Below are 21,012 nucleotides of genomic sequence, written 5' to 3'. Positions count from 1 at the left end.
TCTGCGTTATAGTCTTTCGATGGCACTACGGCTTTTCCTTCCCAAATTCATAATTTCTTAATATCCTGCAATAAAAATTTGTTTTCTGGCTAATAAATCCCAAAAAATGAGAAATAAAGCAACTAATTTACTCAAGTCCTGGAAAATCATTTTGCCTAAGCGCTTCATACACGATAATTGCTGCCGAATTGGATAAATTCAGTGAACGCACTGTATCCGTCATCGGCATTCTAATACAAGTTTCCTTATTCGCATCTATTAGCTCCTGCGGCAGACCCTTTGTTTCTTTTCCGAATACAAAGAAATCGCCATCCTGATAATCGAATTGTGAATATGGCTTGCTTGCTTTCGTGCTTGCATAGAAAAAACGCCCTTGCGGATACGCAGCCAGCACCTCTTCAAAGGAATCATGGTACTCGATATGTACCGAATGCCAGTAATCGAGCCCCGCTCTCTTCAAGGTACGGTCATCCGTATCAAAGCCAAGCGGTCTAACTAAATGCAAAATTGTACCAGTTGCCGCACAGGTCCGAGAAATATTGCCTGTGTTTGCCGGAATTTCCGGCTCTACCAAAACGATATGAAATGGCATAGCTATCTATCACACCTCTCATTTTGCCTATTATACACGAAATCACCGAATATTTTTACACCCACTTTACGTACCGTTAATCTCAAGCATAATTTCCACCCTCATAATAGGGTACAGAATAGGCGGAAACACATGAAGGAGAGCTGAAGCATGCGAAAAAAGATATTGGTCGTGGATGACGAACCATCTATCTCGATGTTGATTGAGTTTAACTTAAAGCTGGCAGGCTATGACGTACGCTGCGTAGGTGACGGTGAAGCTGTATTTGAAATGTTAAAGCCCTTTCGTCCCGACTTGATCGTTCTTGATCTCATGCTGCCAAAAATGGACGGAATCCAGGTTTGCCGCGAACTGCGCAAGCAAAGCAATGCAGTACCGATCGTTATGCTTACCGCTCTTCAGGACGTTACGGACAAAATTGCCGGACTTGATAACGGTGCCGATGATTATATGACAAAACCCTTTAGCCCGCAGGAACTGGTTTCTCGCATTCAAGCTATATTCCGCCGCGTTCAATCGCTGCCTGGCATTGCGGAAGAAACCATCTTCAACATTGGCCGATTAAAGGTTCAGGTAGAGCAGCGCGAGGTATTCATTGACGGCAAGCCCGTTGAGCTTACGCCAAAAGAGTTCGAGCTGCTGCTGTTCCTTTGCCGCCACAAAGGCAAAGTACTCAGCCGCCAGCAGCTGCTTCACGGCGTTTGGGATTATCATTTCCTTGGTGACACCCGGATTGTCGACGTCCATATCAGCCATTTGCGCGATAAAATCGAGAAAAATGCCCGCACGCCGGAATATATCATGACTGTACGTAATGTCGGCTATAAGCTGAACGGGCCTCATGTTGCCGAGAGCTCGGTCGCACAAGCTTAGATCTAGAATAAATGCAAACCAAAAGCCGCCCTGCCTTCTTTGAAGAAGGAAAGGGCGGCTCTTTATTGTCCCCTATTAATAACCTAACCGGAGACGATTCGTCCGATTAGCCGTTACGCTTTTGAAAATCAATCATGAACTGCTGTAGCGCCTGGCAGCTCTCGAGAGGAACCGCGTTATAAGTTGAAGCTCTCAATCCGCCGACATCACGATGTCCCTTCAAACCTACGAAGCCTTCCTTCTCCGATTCTTTAACGAACAGGTTCTCAAGCTCCTCGCTTTGAATCCGAAACGTAATATTCATAAGCGAACGGCTTTGCGGCTGCGCACAGCCGATATAGAAGCCGCTGCTTTGATCGATCACATCATAGATAAGCTTGGTTTTGTCCCGGTTAAGCTGGTCCAGCTGGGCAACTCCGCCCTTGTTCTTGATCCATTGCAATACCAGATTCATCATGTATACAGAGAATGACGGCGGTGTATTGTAAAGCGATCCGCTCTTCGCATGCGTGCTGTATCGGAACATGGCTGGAATGGTTTTCGAACCATTTTCAACTAGGTCCTTGCGAATAATAACAAGCGTAACACCCGATGGACCCAAATTCTTCTGAGCACCCGCATAGATTACGCCGAATTTGCTAACATCAATCGGCTTGCTTAGAATATCACTCGACATATCCGCTATAAGCGGCACATCCCCCGTTTCCGGGAACTCCTTGAACTGGGTCCCACCGATCGTTTCATTCGATGTAAGATGAAGATAAGAAGCATTGCTTGGTATCTCGATCTCAGACATTGTCGGCATGCGCATGAATTTGTCGGATTCTGTCGAAGCAGCAACCACCGTTTCTCCGACAAACTTCGCCTCTTTCAGCGCTTTGTCCGCCCAAGCGCCTGTCATTACATAAGCACCTGGTTTTCCGGGAGTTAGAAGATTAAGCGGAAGCATAGCAAACTGTGTACTGGCACCGCCTTGCAGCAAAAGCACATCATAATTTTCAGGAACTCCGAACAATTCACGAAGCAACGACTGTGATTCGTTATTCACAGCTTCGTACATTTTACTGCGGTGAGACATTTCCATAATGGACATGCCCGCGTTTTGATAATCAACAAATTGCTCCTGTGCTTGCTTTAGTACCTCAAGTGGTATTGCGGCTGGTCCTGCATTAAAATTAAATGCTCGTGTCATCTTCGGATACCCACCTCTGTTTCTTTATATATGATATGGTTATGATAGCAATTTTGAAGGGCCGCATCAAGTCTATTCGTCAATTTCAAAAAACAAAAAGTCGAACGTATGTCGAATTACTGACAAAAAACATTCGGTTTTCGTTCATCATTTCTTTACAATCCATAAAAAAACGGGTCCTAGAAGGACCCGTTTCTTATATTTCTTAACGATCGGATTAGCAATCGTAGTAAAGGCTGAACTCATGCGGATGAATACGGATTGCAACTGCTTTAGCTTCTTGACGTTTGATAGCTACATAGTTCTCGATGAAGTCTTTAGAGAATACGCCGCCTTCAGTCAAGAAATCCGAATCAGCTTCAAGAGCGCTAAGCGCTTCGTCAAGCGTTCCAGGAACGCTGCGAATTTCTTTTTTCTCTTCTTCAGGCAATTCGTAGATGTTTTTGTCGAAAGGACCATAACCAAGAGCAACTGGATCAAGTTTACGCTTGATGCCGTCCAAACCAGCAAGCAGCATTGCTGCGAAAGCTAGGTAAGGGTTAGCTGTGTTGTCCGGTGTACGGAATTCGATACGGCAGCCTTTAGGCGTTACAGCTGCAATCGGAATACGGATTGCTGCAGAACGGTTACCTTTTGAGAATACAAGGTTAACTGGCGCTTCGTAACCAGGCACTAGACGTTTGAACGAGTTCGTGCTTGGGTTTGTGATAGCGATCAAAGCCGGAGCGTGGTAAAGCACGCCGCCGATGTAGTGCATAGCCATTTCGCTAAGGTTTGCATACGCGCCTTTATCGTAGAACATTGGCTCGTCGCCGTTAAAAATAGAAGTATGAACGTGCATACCGCTACCGTTGTCACCAAATAGTGGCTTCGGCATGAAAGTAGCCGTTTTGCCGTATTGGCGAGCAGTGTTGTGAATTACATATTTGAATTTCATTAGGTTATCAGCAGTTTTAGTCAATGTGTCAAAACGGAAGTTAATTTCTGCTTGACCAGCAGTTGCAACTTCATGGTGATGACGTTCAACGCGAAGACCCGTTTCTTGCAAAAGGCGTACCATTTCGCTACGGATATCTTGTTGGGAGTCAACTGGAGCTACTGGAACATAGCCGCCTTTAACCGGAATTTTCGAACCAAGGTTTCCGCCTTCTTCTTTACGGTTCGTGTTCCAGCCAGCTTCTTCGGATTCAACCATGTACGAAGAAGAATTCATTGTGCTTTCATAGCGAACTTCGTCGAAGATGAAGAATTCAGGCTCTGGCGCGAAAAATGCTGTCGTACCAATGCCAGTCGTTTGAAGATACTCTTCAGCCTTTTGAGCGATGCTGCGCGGATCGCGGTCATAGCGGTCGCCTTCAGGTGTATGGATATTACACATAACGTTCAGTGTAGGGTGATCAGTGAAAGGGTCGATAAATACGGATTCTGTATCCGGCATCATAACCATATCGGAATTCTCGATACCGCGGAAACCGTGGATCGAAGAACCATCAAAAGCTACCCCGTTTACGAAAGTATCAGCATCCACCTCAGCAGCTGGAAGCGTGATGTGGTGTGCATGACCAAGAAGATCTACAAAGCGGAAATCTACAAACATGATGCTGTTTTCTTTAATATTGTCCAAAACATTTTGAACTGACATTAATAATTTCCTCCATTTCCGAACATTAGCGTAGTGTTGAACAGGTATTGTTCAATTATTGCTCCAAATCCATGTCGTTATTATAAAACTAGCTCTCAATCTCCGTCAATAGCTATGTAAGGTATTTTTTAAAGCTATGTAAGCTATACTTACAAGTTTGTACAGTTGTTCACAAATACTCCTTAAAAGCCAGTTGAAAATCGCTTCAACCCTTGAATAACAAAGGCTCGGCGGCATTTGAACTGGTAACCGGCTGAGTCTTGGAAATGTAATACAATCCTTGTTTGAAAACTAAAATCTTTAAAATCATAACTGTAGTATATTCGGAATTCGCATTCATGCCGCTTCATGAACCCTATACAAAAAAAGAGCCTTGCCATCCCAGGATGGCAAAGCGTTGTTTGTTTTTTAATTAAATTTTCCATTCCTTGAATGCCTCTGCCGGCGCTTTTGGTGTATCGAATTGTTTGCCTACGATTGGCGCAAGCTTTTCAAGATCCTTCAAAAGATTAGCAAACTGGTCAGGAAATAACGATTGTACGCCATCGCCAGTCATTGAATTATCCGGATCGGTGTGCATTTCAACAATAAGTCCGTTCGCCCCTGCAGCAACCGATGCTTTGGACATTGGCTCTACCAATTMGCGGCGTCCAGTACCATGGCTCGGGTCTGAGATAACCGGCAGATGGCTAAGAGATTGCAATACGGGAATTGCCGACAAATCGAGCGTATTGCGTGTGTACGTTTCGAATGTACGGATTCCGCGCTCGCAAAGCATAACATTCGGATTTCCGCCTGCCAAAATGTATTCAGCCGCATTTAGGAACTCGTCATAGGTTGAGCTGAAACCGCGCTTCAGCAGCACCGGCGTTTGAATAGTACCCAACTTACGAAGCAGATCAAAGTTTTGCATGTTGCGTGTGCCCACTTGAAGGATGTCGGCGTATTCCGCACAAACATCTACGTACTCCGGTGTCATAACCTCTGTGATCGTTAGAAGCCCGTGTTTCTTGCCTGCTTCCGCCATCATCACAAGTCCCTCTACGCCTACGCCTTGGAAGCTGTAAGGCCCTGTACGCGGTTTGAACGCGCCTCMGCGCAATACCTGACCGCCCGCTGCTTTGACCAGACGAGCGATTTCATCGATTTGCTCTGGCGTTTCAACGGCGCAAGGTCCGCCCATAATAACAAGGTTGCTTCCGCCGATCTTCACGCCTTTGATATCAATAACGGTATCGTCAGGATGGAAGTCGCGGCTTGCCAGCTTGTAGGATTTGGATATTTTAATTACGTTTTCTACGCCCTTCATCTGACGCAAATGCTCAGCAAGCGTCGGCTCTGCTTGACCGATGATTCCGATTACCGTACGGTCCGTACCTCTTGATACATGAGCCTGCACGCCAGCTCTTTCAATATGGGCAACAATTTCTGAAATACGCTCTTCTGCAATGTTTGAATTTGTAATGACGATCATATGGATCACTCCTAAAATTTTATTGGTTTTGTGATGTCAAACTTACTTCGTAAGTTGGCTTGAATTTGTATTGGGCGGCTTGTAGATTGCAGACATACTTGCTCTGTCCTTCTTTTCGCTTTATCGCTTATACGCTTTATAGCTTTTATGCTTCGTAGCTTTTATGCTGTTTAGCTTCTACGCTTTTAATCACTAAAGTAAATATACAGGAGAATGCCCATTTCGTCAACCCGTCTCCCAAAAAAAGAAGGAAATCTGTTTGCCTTGAGACAGTCTCACGGCAAACAGGTTTCCCTCTTCGATTCGAATATTTTGTTTATTCAACTTTCTCTTCCGTTGCCGTCGCCGAAGAAACAGCAGCCGTAGATTTCACACGCACGTTAGGCAACAGCTTATTCATATTAACCGTACGGCGAATTTCCCATGTTTCTGGATTATTATGATCGTATTGCTCCAAGTAGGTAATGACCTCTTTTGTCAGCGGCGTTGGCGTGGATGCGCCTGATGTTACAGCTACGCGGTCTACCCCTTTGAGCCATTCTTGTTCAATTTCCGATACATCAGAAACCCGATAGGCTTTAACGCCTGCAATTTCCTCTGAAACCTGGGCAAGACGGTTGGAGTTGTTGCTTCTTGGATCGCCGACTACGATGCACAATTGGGCTTCTCCCGCCTGCTCCGCAACCGCTTCCTGGCGCACCTGGGTGGCCATGCAGATTTCGTTATGGACCTCGGCCGCTGGATAGCGCTCAAGGAGACGGCTAATGATATGACGAATATCCCACTGCGACATCGTCGTTTGGTTGGTTATAATAATGCGACCTTCGGGCACATTGAGGGCTGCAATCTCCTCTTCCCGCTCAATGAGGTGAACCTGCTCCGGCGCAACGCCGATTGCGCCTTCCGGCTCGGGGTGGCCCTTTTTGCCAATATAAATGATATGATAGCCATCCGCCGATTTCGCACGAATTAAATCATGCGTTCTAGTTACGTCAGGACAAGTGGCGTCAACGACGGACAGTCCTTTCTCACGGGCGCGTTGGCGAACCTCGGGGGATACCCCGTGCGCAGTGAAAATAACAGTTCCAGTATCGATTTGATCCAGAATATCGAGACGATTGGCACCATCAAGCGTAATGACGCCTTCCTGCTCGAATGCGTCCGTTACATGCGCGTTATGGACGATCATGCCTAATATATAGATGGGCCGCGGCAGCTCTAAGTTTTTGGCCGTTTGCAAAGCCAACACCATTGCATCGACTACGCCGTAGCAATAACCACGCGGTGATATTCTAACGATTTCCATTCCTTGCACCTGCTTTCTGACCGGATATGCACTATATTTATAATTCCTTCATTTCATCCGTTGCTACTATTATAGACGAATGAGACGTGTCAGAAAAGCTTATTGGCAGCCAAATCGTAAACTTGGTTCCCTTTCCCTCACGGGTCGTCACTTCAACAGAGCCTTGATGCTCGTCAATAATCCACTTGGCGATAGATAAACCGAGACCCGTCCCGACTGTGACGCCCCTCGATTCGTCCGCCCGATAAAAGCGGTCAAAGATATGCGGAATCTCCTCCGGATTCATGCCAATTCCGGTATCTTGGATGACAAAACCGATCTGCTGTTCGTTCCTGATTGCGCTGAGTTCTATCGAGCCCACTGGCGTATACTTGAACGCATTCTCAATAAATATAAACAGCAGCTGCTGCAAATAGTTATGATTGGCATTTACGCGTATGTCCTCCAGCGCAGAGAGACTTCCTACCTTCCAATCCGCTGTACGAGGTAGCAGCTGCGCACGACGCACAACTTCCTCAGTAAGCGGCATTAAATCAAGCGGCGTCTTCTCCATCGTATAACCTGCGTCAGCCCTTGCGAGCGCAAGCAGATCATTTACGAGCGTGCTCATGCGTGTCGCTTCAGCGGAAATGTCGCTCATCGATTCCTTCGATAATTCCCAGCGATCCAAATCAAGCGGCATCCATTCTCCCGTTTCCGAATCCTGGTTCGTTTCGCGCACCTTCATCCACATGCGCTCCAGAAGCTCGATATTGCCTCTTATTGTCGTTAATGGTGTCCGTAATTCATGAGAAGCATCGGATACGAATCTACGCTGTGCTTTATAAGCTTCATCCAGCTCGTTATAGGCCATCTCAAGGCGTGCGAGCATGACATTCAACGTGCTGACGAGTCTGCCGATCTCATCCTTCGGCCCCATCGTCGGAATGCGGACGCTGAGATCAGAGCCATTCTCGATCTGCTGAGTTGATCGGATAACCCGTTCAATTGGACGCAGCGCCTGACGAGCAATGAATAAACCTACTGTAAAAGCGATGAAGACAACGACTAAGGAAGAAAATATAAGTATAGTCCGCAGACCGCTCAGGAATCTTTCCTCATTATACGTAAATACGCCAATTTGAAGCAGCCCCACGAGGCTTTTATCCTCTTTTAAAAAGAGCGCCCGTTGATACGTCAGCATGTCATATTTTTTTCCGTTAATCTCAACCTTAGTCTTTACAAATCCATCCTTAGGTTTTTTCTCGGCTTCAGGGTAAGGGATGACAAATTGATCCGGGTAATTGTTTGATTGCGTAATGGCTGATTCCTTATAGTTTACGAGCTGGATATAGGTATCCTTTTGGTCGATTCGGAATTGCGGTCCAACAAACAAATCTAGTTTTTTATCGAGAAAATTAGTGGAACCTATTATATCGGTTTTACTATCCTGAATTCGCAGCTGCTCTTTTATTTCCGCATAAGTATTCCAATTCACGAAAACGTAAATGCAAATGCCAAAAACAATCATGGTTACCGCAAGCAAGCTCGAATACCAAAGCGTCAGCCGAAGCCTAATAGACATAAGTTTAACCCGCCTCTCCGCGAAGCACGTAGCCGGTGCCGCGAACCGTCTGAATAAGCCGGTTTCTGCCTCCGTCCTCTACCTTTTGGCGCAGCATTGCAATGTATACCTCTAACACATTCGATTCCCCGCTAAAGTCATAGCCCCAAATTTTCTCCATAATGGCATCCCGCGTCAGCACGCGGCGCGGGTTCTGCATGAATAGAAGCAGCAAATCGTATTCCTTTGAGGTAAGTTCGATACGGCGTCCAGAACGAATTGCTTCCCTGGCGTCCATGTCCAAAATCAAGTCCTCGTATAGCAGCTGATTGCTGGATTGCTCGATTTTATCGGATTTGCGGCGCAGCAATGCGCGTGCGCGAGCTAACAGCTCTTCGAGCGCAAACGGCTTGACCAAATAGTCATCTGCGCCAAGATCCAAGCCTTTCACCCGGTCGATCACATCATCCTTCGCCGTCAGCATCATAATCGGCACGGTGCTTCCGCTCTCGCGCACACGCCGGCAGACCTCCCAGCCGTCCACCTGCGGCATCATCACGTCCAGAATAAGCAAATCGGGCTCCGCTTTAAGCAGTACTTTAAGCCCTTCCATGCCATTCGAAGCGGTAGTCACCTCATAACCTTCGAACGCTAGGCTTCTGCGAAGTAAAGAAATGATTTTATCATCGTCATCCACTACTACAATATGCTGTCTCATCTGCTTGTCCCCCTCTATTTGCAGCAAAAAGCACAGAGCATGCTGTCACTCTGCGCTTTTTGTTTTACTTCCAATTTCTTAACGTTATTGAGCGCTAGCTGTATTCTTGTCGCCGACCTCAACTTGCAAGTTCATCGCGCTGCCTTTTCGAACGATGTTCAGCTCGATCTTATCGCCGACTTTCTTCGTTTGTATCGCTGCAATCAACTCTTGCGTATTCGCATATTTCTTGCCGTCGATACCCACAATTACGTCGAACTGCTGAAGCTCAGCCAAATAAGCTGGTGAATTATAGTATACGTTACGAACGATAGAACCTTCTACCTTATCCATCCCTAATTGCTTCGCGATATCTGCCGTTACATCCTGCAGCTCGGCGCCAATATATGGTACAGCCGGTTTAGGAATCGTTTTATTGTTTTTCAAGTTATCCAATACTTCCTGGATCGTGCTCGTTGGAATGGCAAAGCCAATTCCTTGCGCTTGCGAGCTGACTGCCGTGTTAATGCCGACAACCTCGCCATTTACGTTAAGCAATGGACCGCCGGAGTTACCTGGATTAATGGAAGCATCCGTTTGCAGCAAGTGCTCGTATTTGCGCTCGCCCTGCGTGTCTTGAATATCGATTGGGCGTTCCTTTGCGCTCAGCACGCCAACCGTTACCGTATGGTCAAAGCCGTAAGGATTACCGATTGCCACTACCCAGTCGCCAATATTGATATTGTCGGAGTTGCCTAGCGGCAGCGTTGGGAATGCTTTATCGCCGGTAACCTTAAGTACAGCAAGGTCTAATTCATAGCTTGAACCAAGCAATTCAGCCGTGAACGGCTTATCATAGCCCTGAACAATAACCTTGATTTGATCCGATTCGCTAACCACATGCTGGTTCGTCAGAATATAGCCGGTGGATTCGAAGAAAAACCCGGTACCGATGCCTGATTGCTGCATTTGGCCTTCTTCATTTTGCGTGTCAGTCTCAGGCTCCGTCGTGCCAGGATAGTCATCCCCAAAAAACTGGCGGAAAAACGAATCATCCAGCATGCTTCCGCTGTTGCTGCGTTTTGCTGTATTCACATACGTTTCGATCTTTACGACCGCTGGACTAGCAGTTTCAAACAATTGCGCGATATTATCCGGTCTAGCTGCGACGGTCGAAGCCGCTCCGCTGCCGCTCGTTCCCGCAGTAGCAGCGGATCCTGAGCTTGAACCGTTTGATTGCGTGTTGGTCGCAAGAGCTTGTTCCTTCGTAAACCAATTGTTTAAATCTGCCGTGTACATTAAAGAGCCAACTAGGATAACGCCTGCTAGAAACGATGCGAAAACAGCTTTAAATGATGTCCGGCGCGTTTCTCTTACCTGCCATGGTCCTTTGGAGGATTGCGGCGAGGGATTGAATGGCCGTATTTGGGATTGCACTGGCGATTGCGGCCTTACTTGTTCCGAATCCGCAAACATCTCTTGCTGTCCATTTGACTGCTGCGCACTAGATGCCTCGGATTGTACATTTTGCGTATTGCCATAAGGCTCGTCTTGAATCAGCTTAGGCTTTTCCGGGTTATAGCTATGATTGGGAGAACTTGTTCCCTCCGCAGAGTTAGCTTTAAATGGTCCATACGAATAGTAATAAGATGGCTTGGCCGTTTGCTCCTGTGATTCATTGGAAGCTTCAGGATCTGAACTTTTCCTGTTTTCGCTGCTTTCTGCAGCGCCTTGTTCTTCATCATTTTTCCGGAAAAAATCATCGAATCCCTTTTTGTTGTTTTGATCGTCCATGTACGTTCTCCTCCTTGAATCTTATTGCATCATGCATCCTATTGGCATTCAAACCACGAAGCATGTTAATTGATATAGTTCTATCATGCACATTCTACCTTAAAACAAACTTAAAAGGAATTTAAACAGAAATAAAAAAAACGCTCCAAATTGATTTTGGGAACGTTTTTTTGGATTGGAAATCAATGAGGAAATAGCTGTTCTACGTCATGAAGAGCTTCCTTAGCCCGATCGATCCACTTCGGATCTACATGCGCATCAGGATCAGTGGGGGCTTGGAATTGATCGAACAGTGCTCCCACAACGCGTACGGACGCTTCCGGATCATTGCCTTCCCGGTAAAGATGCTTTAGTACATACGGCGTGCCCAGCTTTATCCTCGCTTCATTGTCTGCTTCGCTAACATCGATATGACCGGCTACCACTTCAAACGGAATGCGAAGCCAGACCTTATGCCCTTCATCGAGCGAACGGTCAAAGGATCCCCTATCGTACTCCCAATTGCCGCCAAGTGTAAATCGCTGCGTCTCCAGCAGCTCCTTCGTCTCTAAAAAATGTTGCTCCCGCGACTCCAGCACGGACGAAATCGGTATCATGAAAGCTGCCCCTTTACACTAGCATATTTCGCATCTTATTTTGCTAGTAGGTAGTATGCCCGCCCAATTCTTCCTTTATGTGCGATTCGCCCAGCCCTTGCGATGAGCAAGCACCGCAAGCTGCGTCCGGTCATCAAGCTCACACTTCATTAGTAAATTACTTACATGCGTCTTTACTGTCTTAATACTAATGTGCAGCTCTTCCGCAATTTCTTTATTCGACTGGCCGTCTGCAATCAGAAGCAGCACTTCCTTCTCGCGCTCCGTCAAGCCCTCATCGCCTGATTGTGCCGTCCGCTGCCTCAAACCTCTTGTTAGAGCTTGCGATACATCGGCCGTCATAACCGGCATCCCCTTAAACGCACCGCTAATTGCGTATATGAGTTCCTCCGCCGAGACCGTTTTGAGTACATAACTGACCGCGCCTGCCTCAATCGCTCCATACACCTTGTCATCCTCAAGGAAGCTGGTCAGCATAACGATTTTCATATCCGGAAATCTAGAGATTATGGCTCTTGTCGTTTCAATGCCGTCCATCCCAGGCATCATCAGATCCATGAGAATGATTTGAGGGCGCTTTTCCTCCGGGCTTGCTTCAAGCAAGTCGATTGCTGCCTGCCCATTGCCCGCCTCTGCAATAACATGAAATTTCGGCTCCAGCATCAGATACGTTCGAAGTCCCGTTCTAACCATATCATGGTCATCCACAATCATTATTTTTATTAGCTCAGTTCCGCTCACTGTTCAAGTTCTCCCCTCAGCATTTTAGGAATTGTCACTTTAACTCTTGTACCGCCTCCGGGCTTGCTCCAAATCTCTGCTGCTCCGCCCAGCTTTTGCGCCCGCTCCTGCATCGTCGAAAGCCCATAGGAACCTCGCTTGACCTCATCGGCCTTGAAGCCAACCCCATCGTCCTGCAAAATCATAACAACCTGCCGTTCCGTATCTGACAGTGCCAACGTGCATCCGCTTGCTCCTGCATGTTTTACGATATTAGCCATTGCCTCTTGTGCAATCAAGAAAAGCTGATGCTCCTTCGCTTCTGACAAGCGCTCCTTCAATCGCCATTCCAATTCACCCTGCAAATTATTTTGCCGGCAATAGTCCGGAAACCACTTATCGAGTGCCTCGTATAAGGTTCTGCCTTCAAGTTCCATTGGCCGCAGTTGAGCGATAAAATTCCTCATTTGCTTTTGGGCCAAATTCGACATATTTACAAGCTGCTCCAATACAGAATCCGCTCGCTCACGGTCAACAAGCTGCAGCTTAGGAAGCGAAGAGGCACACATATGAATAGCAAAAAGCTGCTGACTTACCGTATCATGCAAGTCTCGTGCGAGACGCTTTCGCTCCTCAAGCACAGCCGCTTCATTAGAGGCTGATTCCGTCATGACATACTCTTCGCCGCGCATCTGCAGCCACTTCATCTTCTCTTCCATTTGCTCCGCCAACTCATTAAATTCCCGGTACACTTCAATAAATGAATTATGTCCGCTCTCCGTAATCCGAACGCCATAATTGCCGTTGGAGGCTTGCTTCAACGACAAATGCAGCGTATCGATACGTCGTCCAATTCGCTGGGCAGCCCAGTAACCGAAAGCTGCGCTCACAAGCAGGAAGACGGAGGCGGCGCCTAAGCGCACTTCCGTCTTTCCCATTTCATCCGCAAGACCGATCCAAGTTACCGCACCTAGCACGAGCGATACCACTGAGGCAATGACGAACATCCCAATGAGCTCCCACTTCCCGCTCCTCAAAAACCGAACCATCATGCGTAATCACCCAACCTTCGTGACACGCACATCACCGATAAACGTGCTGACGATCAGCTTGATTTTTTTGTCCGTCTCAATATACGAAGGGGACTGGATGTTAATATTCGTAAACAAACCGCCCTCTTTTTGTCCTAAAATCTTCACGTCGCCGATAAAGGCGCTCGATACGACCTGTACGCCAACCTCGTAATCATTTGGTACAAATACTTTCACATCACCTATAAAGGAAGAAATATGAATTTTCGTTTCACCGAGCGCGACCTGCGCCTTCGTTAAATCAAGCACAGTGTCGCCTATGAAATGGGAAATATTAAGCGGTTTTAAATCCCAATAATCATGACCGATATGGATGTCGCCTATGAAGCCCGAGCGTGTCTGCACATTGGAGTCTCCATGGCTCCACCACTCCACATGCTCCTTATGGTTTCGTTTCCATTCCTGCGCATTTTTTTTGAGCTCGGATTTGTGATGATTCTTCCACTCTTTGTATTCCTTTTTACTATTGGAATAACCTTCATAATGACCTTGCCCAGTGCCTTCTTGCTTAAATTCCTGTTCCGGCGTAGGAATGGGCGTTTTTGTAGGATCAGGATGCAAGGGCGGCGCCGGCGGAACAGATGCCTCGTCCGGATAAGGACGGTATGACTTCCAATCATCTGTTGGTGGAGATTGGCGCTTCGACTTTGGCCTCCAAATTAAATTGATACCGATTAAAATAACGGCAACTGGCCAAATATAAGGAACAATATCACCGATGGACCAAGAGAATAATTCTAAATTGCGTCCCAGAAATACACAACCGATTAATAAGACAACGGCTCCCCACCAGCTAGAGCCTGATCCATGCGTCCGGCTGGACAATAAGCCTCGGATGCCGACTATAATGAGGATCACAGGCCAATAGGTAGAAAAAAGATCACCAAAATCAAAGGTCACATGACCTGTTTGCCTTAGCAAAAACAATACGCCAATTCCAATGATGACTAGCCCGGTGAATAACCGGTTTGCGAAATTACCGTTCAAGCGGCCCCAGCTCCTTACGATTCCATCGTGGTTTGATAAGTTTGATAATCTTAGTATAACGGAGTGTAATCCTCAGAAAAAGGGACGACCGATTGAAATCGCAATCAGTCTCTAGACCGAGCATTTGTTGATTCTATCCATTTTAAACCTGACATGCGTCATGTAACATCACTCAGAACGTTGACATAGCTCACTTCTTCTATTTATAATGATGAACGGATTAGGAGATAGAGACAGCTATGCACGACAATAAGGAACAGGAGATGAAGCAATGGACGTTATCGAACTGTCAAAAGGACTGGATACGATCTGGGTCGTTTTGACAGCAGCCATGATCTTGCTCATGGAAGGCGGGTTCGCTTTGCTTGAGGCGGGATTTGTCAGGCAAAAGAATGCCGTCAGCATTATCATGAAGGTGTTTGTCGACATCGCTTTCGGCGCACTCGTTTTTTACTTTTTTGGATTTGCTCTCATGTATGGTCAAGATGCAGGCGGTTTAATTGGCACAACCGGATTCCTCATTAACGGTGACCTGTCGCATATTGAATTAAATATTACTCACGAAACCTATTGGTTATTTCAATGCGCGTTTGTCATCGCGGTAATCTCCATCGTTTCCGGAGCGGTGGCTGAAAGAATCAATTTTAGAGCTTATATTTTATTAACGATTGCCATGACCGGCTTTATCTACCCGCTTGCCGGACATTGGGTCTGGTCAGGTAACGGCTTTCTAGGAAAGCTGGGCATGATCGACTTTGCCGGCTCCGCGGTTATTCATGCTTTGGGCGGTTTCTCCGCGCTCGCTGCAGCCATTTTTATTGGTCCGCGTATCGGAAAGTTCAGTGCCGACGGTAAAGTAAACATCGTTCCGCCTTCAAATTTGCCGCTCGCATCGGTAGGTGCGTTTATCCTATGGTTCGGCTGGTTCGGCTTCAATGCCGGAAGCACGCTCAGCGCAACGAACGGGTCGATCGGCCACATTGCGATTACAACGATGCTATCCGCCGCTGCAGGCGGCGCAACCTGTATCTTATTCACGATGTTCCGCTACAAGAAGGCTGATCCTCCAATGGTTATTAATGGCTCGCTTGCCGGCCTTGTAGGTATTACTGCAGGCTGCGCTTTCGTTTCCGATATCGCCGCCATCGGTATCGGCGCCGTTTCGGGAGTTGCAATGGTACTCGTTACGGAATGGCTCGAGAGCAAACAGGTTGATGATCCTGTCGGCGCCTTTGCCGTTCACGGCGTCAGCGGCAGCATTGGTACCCTCGCAGTCGGATTATTCGCACTGCCGGAACTAACAGAGGGAGTAGGTAAAGGCTATCATGGTTTATTCTACGGTGGCGGCTGGAACCTGCTTGGTGTGCAAGCGCTTGGACTTGTCATCGTATCGGTATGGGGTTTCATTCTCACATGGGGAGCGCTTTGGCTTATCCGCAAGGTGATGCCCGTTCGCGTCTCCAAGGATGAAGAGCTTATCGGACTTGATGTGGGTATTCACGGCGTCCCTGCATACAGCCAGGAGCATGATTTCCTCGACGTTGATCAGTTAAGAAACAGTAAATAAACCAAAAGAACCGTCTAAGCCTCAATGGCCTGGACGGTTCTTTTCTTCTCTATATGCATGCCAGCTTAATTATTCGTTCATCTCATTGGCGAGTTCGTAGGATACGGTAACAATATCGGTAGGTGCAGATACATTCTTGATAGAACGGGCACTCTCAATTTCCAAACGGAGCGCACGAACCTTCTCCATTGGTTTTCTAACAAAATGAATATATTCAACAGCCAAGTGATGGTCGGGCTTCTTTCCCGTGAGCATCCTTCTAATTGTAGACATCGATTGATATGCGCGTTCTTCCATCATTCTTCTTTTCTCATAACGCTCAACCATCTGTTCAATTTCGGCTATTTCCTGCTCTTTCTTAGCAACGTAGGCATCGATAAAAGGAAAAACCTCGCCCGCTTTACGATGATGGGCAGCAATTACAAAGCCTGAATGAATGATCGGATCTGTCATGAGAATTCACCTGTCTTGTCATGTTATTATTTCTTACATATATAATAATACAACAAAACATGGTCGTTGAAAACTGTTTTTTATGAGATGGAAATATCTGCGCCGATCACACCGACCACTTTGCCTTGCGTGTTATGTATCGGAACGGAAACCGTAAGGCATAGCTGCTTTGATATTGCCGAAACGTAAACCTCCGACTGAAAGATTTCTCCGGCAATGGCTTTTTTCCACCATTCTCTTCCTTTTGCATTCAGCAAACCCGCCTCTGGCAAAGAAAATATAAAAGAGCCATCCAATCGGTTGGACCAAATCGCTTCGATCTCTGTCTTTGCCCGAAGAAGCGAGGAGAGCTTGGCCTCATGCTCTGCTATGTTCAATGCGGCTAATTGGGAATCTGCAGCGGCAATTCGCAGCCATTCTTGTACGCCCGCAACGTTTACCTTAACATCCTGATCAGATCGGCGCATGCCCACTTGCTCGATCGCTTGCGTCAAGTCCGAGGATGAACGCCTGAGATTATGGCTGATGCGATTCATATTTCCTATTTGCTCGCGCTGCAGCTGGTTCATTTGAAGAGTACTGTCTACGCTTTGCAGCGTTTCATTTACTGAATCAACGACATCCTTGAGCATTAGTGTGGAATCCGCCGTATGATCAGTTTGCTGCTTGCTGGCCATGCTCGTCTGTCCCACCAGCTCGTCAACCTCTGTTATTTTTGAGAAAATCACATCCATTCGGTCTCGGTTGACAGCCATTTCCGCTACGCCTCGCTCTACGGACAGCTTTTCCATATCAACCGCATCCACCACTCGTTTTACCCCATGCTCGATTTGCTCTACGATAGCCGAAGAACGTTTAACGGCTTCGCCGCTCTGCTCGGCAAGCTTCTTGATTTGCTGGGCAACGACCGAGAAACCCCGACCGTATTCCCCGGCATGTGCAGCTTCAATGGCGGCATTCAGTGCGAGCAGGGAGGTTTGAGAGACAATTTCCTGAATAAATTGATTGATTTCATTTATATGAGAGGTTTGCTCGATCAACTGCCTGATATGCACATCCATGGAACGGTTATTTTTGTTCAGCTCATTCATAACCTCATCCGTATTGGTTAGCGATCGGCAAACGTCTAGAACGACTTCCTTCGTTTCTTTGCTCTTTATGTTTAAATGCGAGGATGCACCGCTTATTTGCTCGGCAGCAGAGGCAACCTCCTGCAGCGCAGAAAAGGCTTCCTCTATTCGTTTCATTGCAAGCAAGCTGCTCGATCTAAGCTTCTTCTCATGCTCCGCGGATACATCGGCAATTTCAGTCAAACGGCTCGCCGAGTGGTCGACCTCGTCTACCGCGGCATTTAATTGGTCAGAAATAACGACGGATTCATTTAACAAGCGTGTCATTCGAGCACGCTCCTCCGTCCCTTGTGAGTCAGCTGAATGGATTTTAGGATTGCGTGAAAACCACCTGGTTGTTGCACTCATGTCTGGTTTTTTGCTCCTCTCGCTTGCTGATACAAAATTTCCCTAAATTATATATCAGCATAGGACAAAAGAAAAGAGGAACCCCGTAGAGTTCCTCTATAATTACTCGTTTTTGCATAGCAAAAAATGTTACTTCTCAGCTTTTTGTTGAGCTGTGTTTGCCGCTTGTTTGCCAGCAGCGTTATTCTGGTTAAACTCTTCCGCGAATTCTGCATTGTATTGATTGTTTTGGGCTTTATTGTTTTTGTTTTTAGCCATTGTAATTCACCTCCCCGTTCAAAATTAGTATGGCAATTTCGCCGCGTATTATACAAATTTTTTACGACTCTAAATACGTCTGCGGAATAGGTTTTCCTGCTTCGATTGCCAGGTTGATTTTATTAAGCCACGCTTGCGAGAGCTTCCCTGTTCCGATTCGAAGCACCTCTACGTGAACCGTTCGCTTGCCCCACTGCTCGTAAACCTGCTTGATCGTTTCAAAATACAAGTCGATGCGTTTCCCTTTAATGGCCGATCCCGTATCCGCCACTACGCCATAGCCGTAGCCAGGAATATAAAGCAGCGTGCCAATTGGAAAAAGCTTCGTGTCCGCAGCGATTGTCGAGACTTGATCCCTGCGCACCTTCACGCCGGAATACGTTATTCCGTACAGCGGATGTCCCGGACGCTTTCCCGTCGATTCCACGCCTGCCGTATAGCCTGTAGCGATTACCTCAACCGTGTTAGCCTTTTCCTTTTTGGATACCGCCGATTTCTTTCCTGAGTTAGCCAAACTAGCGCTCTTACTCGCTTCATCAATTGCCTTTGGCGATGAGGCTTCAGCTTGTGCTGAGCATCTCGTAGTATTTAAACCGATCACGATGACAGATATAAGCAGCAACGCGGTAAGACCTTTTCTGAAATAAAAAAAGCTTGTGACCATCTGGGTTACTTCCTCCTCAGAAGAATAATGCCCCAGTGGCCCAAGCTTTATGCGCTATTTATTATTGTTCTTTGTTCGCAATTTGCGTTTGCAGCTGAGTAATCAGCTCAGCAACAGGAATTGCTCCCAAGTCGCCTTCGCCGCGTTTACGCACGGATACGGCTTCCGCCTGCATCTCATTCTCGCCAACGACGAGCATGTAAGGCGCTTTCTCCAGCTGTGCTTCGCGAATTTTGTAGCCCAGCTTCTCGTTGCGGAGATCGCTTTCCACTCGAATTCCGTTTTCTTGAAGCTGCTCGGCTACTTTGCGGGCGTAACCCTCGTAGGCAGTCGATACCGGTATCACCTTCGCTTGTACAGGAGAGAGCCATAGCGGCAGTGCGCCTGCGAAGTTTTCAAGCAGGAACGCAGTCATTCTTTCCATTGTGCTGATAATGCCGCGGTGGATGACGACCGGACGATGTTTCTTGCCGTCCTCGCCGACATATTCCAGTTCAAAGCGTTCAGGCAGCAAGAAATCGAGTTGTGCAGTTGAGAGCGTCTCTTCTTTGCCCAGCGCCGTTTTAATTTGAACGTCAAGCTTAGGTCCGTAGAATGCCGCCTCGCCCTCAGCCTCGAAGAATGGCAGTTCCAGCTCCTCTACAACCTCGCGTAGCATACGCTGAGACATTTCCCACATCTCGTCATTTTGGAAATACTTCTCTGTATCCTTAGGATCACGGTACGATAGGCGGAAGCGGTATTCTTTGATACCGAAATCCTCGTACACTTTACGGATCAAGTTAACGACACGCGCAAATTCCTCTTTGATTTGGTCCGGACGGCAGAAAATATGAGCATCATTAAGCGTCATTGCACGTACGCGGTGCAAGCCAGTGAGCGCGCCCGACATTTCATAGCGGTGCATCGTTCCAAGCTCTGCAATCCTTACAGGCAGATCACGGTAGCTGCGCATATCGCTTTTGAATACCATCATATGGTGAGGACAGTTCATCGGGCGAAGCACAAGCTCTTCGTTATCCATGATCATTTTCGGGAACATATCCTCGCTATAGTGCTCCCAGTGACCAGAGGTTTTGTACAGCTCTACATTCGCCAGCACTGGAGTATAGACATGCTCGTAACCCAATCTTTCTTCTAGATCAACGATGTAGCGTTCCATCGTTCTGCGCAGCTTCGCGCCATTCGGCAGCCATAACGGCAAGCCTTGACCTACCTCGCGCGAGAACGTGAACATTTTCAGTTCGCGTCCCAGCTTGCGGTGATCGCGTTTTTTTGCTTCTTCAAGGAAGTGGAGATGCTCGTCAAGCTGCGCTTTCTTAGGGAAAGCCGTTCCATAAATCCGCTGCAGCATTTTGTTTTTGGAATCCCCGCGCCAGTAAGCACCAGCCACGCTTAACAATTTAAAGGCTTTGATGCGGCCTGTAGACGGCAAATGTGGACCGCGGCATAAGTCGAAAAATTCACCTTGATCATACATCGTGATAACCGAGTCAGCAGGAAGATCGCGAATGAGCTCCAGCTTCAAATTGTCGTCCAGCTCTGTAAAAATCGCCAGCGCTTCGTCCCTGCTTACAATGCGGCGACGGATATCAAGATTTTGCTGAACGATTTTCTCCATTTCCTTCTCGATCTTAACAAGATCCTCCGGTGTCAAGGATTGCTCCATATCGATATCATAATAGAAGCCGTCCTCAATGACCGGACCGATTCCAAGCTTCACATTTGCATTACCATAAATGCGTTTGATCGCTTGCGCGAGCAAATGAGCTGTACTATGGCGGTATACTTCAAGGCCGTCAGCCGATTCCACGGTTACGATCTCGATTGCCGCGTCAGCATCGATTGGCGTATATACGTCAACTACCTTGCCGTCAATTTTACCTGCAATTGCATTTTTTCGTAATCCTGGGCTGATAGAGCCCGCTACTTCTTCAATCGTAGTGCCGGCAGCATATTCTCTAACTGCGCCGTCCGGCAAAGTGATTTGAATGGCCATTATTGTTCATCCTCCAATTTGTAAATAAGCGAATTGCTGCATTCCGTCTTCACAAGCAAAAAAGAACACAAAAAAAGCACGCATCC

19 protein-coding genes are annotated in these 21,012 nt (G+C 47.1%); 2 read left to right on the top strand and 17 right to left on the bottom strand.

Features of this window, described 5'->3' with window-relative positions; translation table 11 throughout:
• Window positions 1-127 precede the first annotated feature (127 nt).
• The gene (gene trmL / locus AC1DLI_RS06170) at window positions 128-592 is read right to left on the bottom strand and encodes a tRNA (uridine(34)/cytosine(34)/5-carboxymethylaminomethyluridine(34)-2'-O)-methyltransferase TrmL (protein WP_308999492.1); all 465 of its coding nucleotides are present in this window, start codon (window positions 590-592) and stop codon (window positions 128-130) included.
• Window positions 593-742: 150 nt separating this feature from the next.
• Here trmL and AC1DLI_RS06165 point away from each other — a divergent pair, with 150 nt between their 5' ends.
• Window positions 743-1,465 carry a response regulator gene (locus tag AC1DLI_RS06165; RefSeq protein ID WP_477600602.1) on the top strand — a complete coding sequence of 241 codons (723 nt, stop codon included), beginning with the start codon at window positions 743-745 and terminating at the stop codon, window positions 1,463-1,465.
• A gap of 106 nt (window positions 1,466-1,571) precedes the next feature.
• Here the strand turns inward: AC1DLI_RS06165 and serC are convergent, their stop codons facing one another.
• The 11 genes from serC to liaF all read right to left on the bottom strand — a co-directional run bounded on the left by serC (window position 1,572) and on the right by liaF (window position 14,507).
• A complete protein-coding gene (gene serC, locus AC1DLI_RS06160) occupies window positions 1,572-2,657 on the bottom strand; it encodes a 3-phosphoserine/phosphohydroxythreonine transaminase (RefSeq protein ID WP_477600600.1) in 1,086 nt (361 codons plus the stop codon).
• A 217-nt stretch (window positions 2,658-2,874) separates the two neighbouring features.
• Window positions 2,875-4,299: a type I glutamate--ammonia ligase gene (glnA, locus tag AC1DLI_RS06155; protein WP_477600598.1), complete on the bottom strand. Its 1,425-nt coding sequence runs from the start codon at window positions 4,297-4,299 to the stop codon at window positions 2,875-2,877.
• Between the two features lie 412 nt (window positions 4,300-4,711).
• Window positions 4,712-5,773, bottom strand: coding sequence for a 3-deoxy-7-phosphoheptulonate synthase (gene aroF / locus AC1DLI_RS06150; protein ID WP_477600596.1), 1,062 nt, complete (start codon window positions 5,771-5,773; stop codon window positions 4,712-4,714).
• 316 nt (window positions 5,774-6,089) lie between these two features.
• On the bottom strand, window positions 6,090-7,079 hold the full coding sequence (locus AC1DLI_RS06145; protein WP_308999487.1) for a 4-hydroxy-3-methylbut-2-enyl diphosphate reductase: 990 nt from the start codon (window positions 7,077-7,079) through the stop codon (window positions 6,090-6,092).
• A 37-nt stretch (window positions 7,080-7,116) separates the two neighbouring features.
• Window positions 7,117-8,643: a sensor histidine kinase gene (locus tag AC1DLI_RS06140; protein ID WP_477600593.1), complete on the bottom strand. Its 1,527-nt coding sequence runs from the start codon at window positions 8,641-8,643 to the stop codon at window positions 7,117-7,119.
• Between the two features lie 4 nt (window positions 8,644-8,647).
• On the bottom strand, window positions 8,648-9,340 hold the full coding sequence (locus AC1DLI_RS06135) for a response regulator transcription factor (protein ID WP_308999485.1): 693 nt from the start codon (window positions 9,338-9,340) through the stop codon (window positions 8,648-8,650).
• 84 nt (window positions 9,341-9,424) lie between these two features.
• The gene (locus tag AC1DLI_RS06130) at window positions 9,425-11,113 is read right to left on the bottom strand and encodes a S1C family serine protease (protein ID WP_477600590.1); all 1,689 of its coding nucleotides are present in this window, start codon (window positions 11,111-11,113) and stop codon (window positions 9,425-9,427) included.
• A gap of 182 nt (window positions 11,114-11,295) precedes the next feature.
• The gene (locus tag AC1DLI_RS06125; protein WP_477600588.1) at window positions 11,296-11,709 is read right to left on the bottom strand and encodes a YugN family protein; all 414 of its coding nucleotides are present in this window, start codon (window positions 11,707-11,709) and stop codon (window positions 11,296-11,298) included.
• A 75-nt stretch (window positions 11,710-11,784) separates the two neighbouring features.
• Window positions 11,785-12,423, bottom strand: coding sequence for a response regulator (locus AC1DLI_RS06120; RefSeq protein WP_477600672.1), 639 nt, complete (start codon window positions 12,421-12,423; stop codon window positions 11,785-11,787).
• A 23-nt stretch (window positions 12,424-12,446) separates the two neighbouring features.
• A complete protein-coding gene (locus tag AC1DLI_RS06115; protein WP_308999481.1) occupies window positions 12,447-13,481 on the bottom strand; it encodes a sensor histidine kinase in 1,035 nt (344 codons plus the stop codon).
• A gap of 6 nt (window positions 13,482-13,487) precedes the next feature.
• On the bottom strand, window positions 13,488-14,507 hold the full coding sequence (gene liaF, locus AC1DLI_RS06110; protein WP_477600586.1) for a cell wall-active antibiotics response protein LiaF: 1,020 nt from the start codon (window positions 14,505-14,507) through the stop codon (window positions 13,488-13,490).
• A gap of 271 nt (window positions 14,508-14,778) precedes the next feature.
• Between liaF and AC1DLI_RS06105 the strand changes: the two genes are divergently transcribed.
• On the top strand, window positions 14,779-16,074 hold the full coding sequence (locus tag AC1DLI_RS06105; protein ID WP_477600584.1) for an ammonium transporter: 1,296 nt from the start codon (window positions 14,779-14,781) through the stop codon (window positions 16,072-16,074).
• Between the two features lie 69 nt (window positions 16,075-16,143).
• Here AC1DLI_RS06105 and AC1DLI_RS06100 read toward each other — a convergent pair whose 3' ends face one another.
• From AC1DLI_RS06100 to thrS, 5 genes are all read right to left on the bottom strand, one after another.
• Window positions 16,144-16,527: a hypothetical protein gene (locus AC1DLI_RS06100; RefSeq protein ID WP_308999478.1), complete on the bottom strand. Its 384-nt coding sequence runs from the start codon at window positions 16,525-16,527 to the stop codon at window positions 16,144-16,146.
• An 80-nt stretch (window positions 16,528-16,607) separates the two neighbouring features.
• The gene (locus AC1DLI_RS06095) at window positions 16,608-17,924 is read right to left on the bottom strand and encodes a methyl-accepting chemotaxis protein (RefSeq protein WP_477600581.1); all 1,317 of its coding nucleotides are present in this window, start codon (window positions 17,922-17,924) and stop codon (window positions 16,608-16,610) included.
• Between the two features lie 210 nt (window positions 17,925-18,134).
• Window positions 18,135-18,263: a hypothetical protein gene (locus tag AC1DLI_RS06090; RefSeq protein WP_255314595.1), complete on the bottom strand. Its 129-nt coding sequence runs from the start codon at window positions 18,261-18,263 to the stop codon at window positions 18,135-18,137.
• Window positions 18,264-18,324: 61 nt separating this feature from the next.
• Complete coding sequence (locus AC1DLI_RS06085; protein WP_477600579.1) at window positions 18,325-18,927, bottom strand: 3D domain-containing protein; 603 nt, start codon at window positions 18,925-18,927, stop codon at window positions 18,325-18,327.
• Window positions 18,928-18,988: 61 nt separating this feature from the next.
• Window positions 18,989-20,926 carry a threonine--tRNA ligase gene (thrS, locus tag AC1DLI_RS06080; RefSeq protein WP_477600577.1) on the bottom strand — a complete coding sequence of 646 codons (1,938 nt, stop codon included), beginning with the start codon at window positions 20,924-20,926 and terminating at the stop codon, window positions 18,989-18,991.
• Window positions 20,927-21,012: the final 86 nt, after the last annotated feature.

Source organism: Paenibacillus sp. 01T443, assembly GCF_056398325.1.
Note: the sequence above shows the minus strand (reverse complement) of the source record. Positions and strands in the feature narration are given on the sequence as shown.